The 3,577-nt window shown below is 29.4% G+C and carries 2 protein-coding genes; one reads left to right on the forward strand and one right to left on the reverse strand.

From position 1 onward, the window contains the following. Window positions 1-1,381, reverse strand: a 1,381-nt coding sequence (locus tag Q0F58_RS18135) for an O-antigen ligase family protein (protein WP_294379266.1), incomplete at its 3' end; no start/stop codon positions are given. Between the two features lie 262 nt (window positions 1,382-1,643). Here Q0F58_RS18135 and Q0F58_RS18140 point away from each other — a divergent pair. Beyond that, window positions 1,644-3,122, forward strand: coding sequence for a hypothetical protein (locus Q0F58_RS18140; RefSeq protein WP_294379267.1), 1,479 nt, complete (start codon window positions 1,644-1,646; stop codon window positions 3,120-3,122). Window positions 3,123-3,577: the final 455 nt, after the last annotated feature.

Raw genomic sequence — 3,577 nt, forward strand, 5'->3', positions numbered from 1 at the left:
CTTCAGGAAATTCTAAATCCATATCCTGGTTATTTGTTGTACTAAATAAATGTATACTGTTATCATTTTTTAAATTGAACATAAATGAACCACTATATCCTTTTAAAATCAATAATAAGGCATCATGGCGTGTTGTTGTATTCATATTTCCAGATCTGAATGATATAGCTGCAAAGTCAGGATCAGTTGTAACATAATTTACTGCTTTTGTCTTTTCATCAACAGAACTTGTATAATTAATGATATCATTATTAGAATTTCTGAATACAAAATTATTATTTTCATATGATATGTTTAAAGTGTTATTAGGCACTGTTATTTTTACATTGCCATCAATATGTTCAATGTTCTGAATTGGCATTGTATCAAGATAATTAAAGTCTGAATTGTTTTTAAATAAGCTTAAACCATCAGAAACTAAAGTAGGAATTCTCTCAAAGATTTTACCGCCAGTTACAAGAGTAAGTCCTAAGCATACAACTAAAATTGAAACAAAACCAGAAATCAAAACTTTTTTATTTTTAAATAATATTTTCCCAAAAACTATACAAGAAACTATTAATATTGCAATGAAACCTAATAAACCAGCACGGGAAGTACTTCCAAATAAAAGCCATAAACTAACAAGACTTCCTCCCATGGACATTAATTTTAGAAAAACATCATCTTCAATAATTATTGCACCAAATAATATTGGGATTACAAGAGAAGTGAAACTTCCAACATAGTTGTAGTGATATAATGTTCCATATAACTTTCCTGATTCAAATTGTAATGAAAGTTTGCTTGGATCTATATTATATTTGCTTGGGATTGCAATAAGGCCTCCAAGGCTTGTCTTTATCAAATCAGCTCCAAAGTATTGGAATAGTCCAAGAAAACCATTTATAAATGTTACAATTAATATTGGAATGAGTATAAATTTAAAATCTTCAGTTTTTTTGAATGTATATATTGAATATATGAATAAAAAAACATAACATAAAGTTGTTATAAAACCTTCAGATCTATCATAAACTCCCCACATTGCAACATGCTTATATTTTGATAAAACAGCAGATAGAAAAGTAAATCCTAAAAATATCAATGCTGAAATAATCATTATGTTAATAATCTTATCTTTTTTTTCAAAGAATTTTTTAAAGAATATAATGAAAAGAATAACAAGTATAGATGAAAGAGCAATTAAAGCTATTTCTTTGTTTTGAGTGAATAAATCTGTTGTAGCAGATTTTCCATACAGGTTTACTGTAGCATCATCTAAGTCTTGTAGATCAGTTATTCTCATTCTTACAATAAGTGGAACTATTGTGAGGATAACTGAAATGGGAAAGAAAAATGTTATTGATTTTTCTTTGCAGAACTTTTTTAAGTTTTCCAATTTTAACACATCCTATTTTAAATTTTATTATTGTCATAATTTAGATAAATTATAGCATTAGATGGGGGAATTTACAATCTAGAATGTACAATGTACAATTGACGATGGACAATGGAGGATGAAATCTTTGCAAGATTTCTTTTTATAAAAAGTTTTGTTGGAAAAATTAAGAAGAAATTAATGGTTAGAATAATGATAATAGGTACCTAATATGATATAGTATAGTTATAACAAATAGCATTTCATGAAGGGAGAGATATTAATGAAAAGAGGGAATTTAACTAAAACAACAGCTGCTGCTTTAGCATTTACAGCAGTTTTAGAAAGCGGATATGCTTCTACAGATTTGTTCACTGAAACAGCTTCAGCTTCTGAAAAAGTAAGTGCAAAATTAGTTAAAGCTGCTAATTCAACAACAAGTGCAGCAGTTACAGTTAATACTAATGATGATAGTCGTGAATTAACTGCTGGGTTAGAAATTCGTGATCCAAATGTAACTGAAACTACACCTTCATCAGTGACTGTAGATGTATCTTATCAATGGCAGAAAGATGGAAATGATATTCAAGGTGCCACAGGAAGGACTTATATAGTTCCAGCAAATGAAGAGGGAAATTTTAGAGTAAAGGTTATTGTGAAGTATAATGATCAAACTTGCCCTGAAGTTTATGCTGATAAAGAAATGCATAAAGGTAATGGAATAATACCAGAATTTGAACCTATAACTGTAAATTATGGATTAACAAGACAAGAAATATTAGATAAAGTTAAAGCTCTAAGAAAAGATGTGACTTTTAAGGATTCATCTATAAATGCCAATATAACATGGAAAAATGATTTTGTATATGATACAACTAATATTAATGAACAGAAATTGAAACTGGAAGGAACAGTAAGAGTTCCAGATGGATTTGCAAATTCAGGTAAAGATATCTCTGTATTTCAAATAGTAACAGTTTCGGCTAAAAATGCTGTAAAACTTGGCAGAGTTACAATAGATGGAACAGAAAGAGTTGGAAAAACTTTAAAAGCTGTTGTTAAAGATACTGATGGTAACAAAGTAACTTCAGGATTAACATATAAATGGTACAGATTAAAGAAGAAAGATTCAGCAGAAGATACATGGAAACTTGTAGAAACTGATTCTGAGTACAAACTTGTAAGTTCTGATGAAGACAAATATATAAAATTAATAGTTTCAAATTCACAGGGAAATGTTGAAGATATGACTGGAAGAATTGATGAAAGATCATCAAGTAGTTCAAGTCATCACCATTATTATGATGACGATGATGATGTAAAGGAAGTAACAGGAACTACTGTTTCATCAGATTCAAATGAATATAATGGACAGGAAAATTCAGCAGCTGTAAGATTTGATTCTAATGGAAATCGTAAACTTACAAATTCTAACGGACAACCTGTTTCGGGATGGAGACAGATAAATGGAAATTGGTATCTTGGAGATACTCTTGGCAATGTATTGACAGGATGGCAGATATCTAATGGTTCATGGTATTTCATGGATGTAGATGGAGTTATGAAAACAGGCTGGCAGAATTTAAATGGAAGTTGGTACTATTTCAATCCAGTATCAGATGGAACGAGAGGTTCTATGAAAACAGGCTGGCAGTATATAGATAATGCTTGGTATTATATGTACGACAATGGAATAATGGCAAGTAATACTTACATTGGAAATTACTATGTTGGAAGCAATGGAGCTTGGAATTGGAAATAGTTTTTTCAATGTACAATGTACAATTGACAATTTACAATGAAGGATAAAATCTTTGTAAGATTTCTTTGAAATTAGTATAGTTAGATGAGTTTTAGATATGATTTTAAGTTTTTGGTATGTGTTTCAATTTATGGTGGATAATTGTCAATTAAGGGTGAAATCTTTACAAAATTTTCTTGGAGTTGATACATTTTTTCACTCTATAGAAATTATATATTTGGACAATATGTAGATAACTTTGGAAAGGGATAGAAACATACAGTCTGCTAATCAGATTTTTTATGAAGTAAAAAGGGCTTTCTGTAAATATTTAATACAGTAGCCCTTTTTAATTTAAAAGTTATGTTTTAGTGATTTTAATTGTGCAATATCAGTCCAGTTTTGAGCTGTTGCCACCTCAACTCTATGCATATCTTTAGTCATTTCATCAATATTACATTTGATTGAATCAACTG

It is taken from the genome of uncultured Clostridium sp., assembly GCF_934754915.1.
Taxonomy (GTDB): Bacteria; Bacillota; Clostridia; order Clostridiales; family Clostridiaceae; genus Clostridium.

What these genes read in the sequence shown, in the direction of transcription:
- Q0F58_RS18140 (WP_294379267.1), top strand. Translation starts at nt 1,644, where the DNA reads ATGAAAAGAGGGAATTTAACTAAAACAACAGCTGCTGCTTTAGCATTT.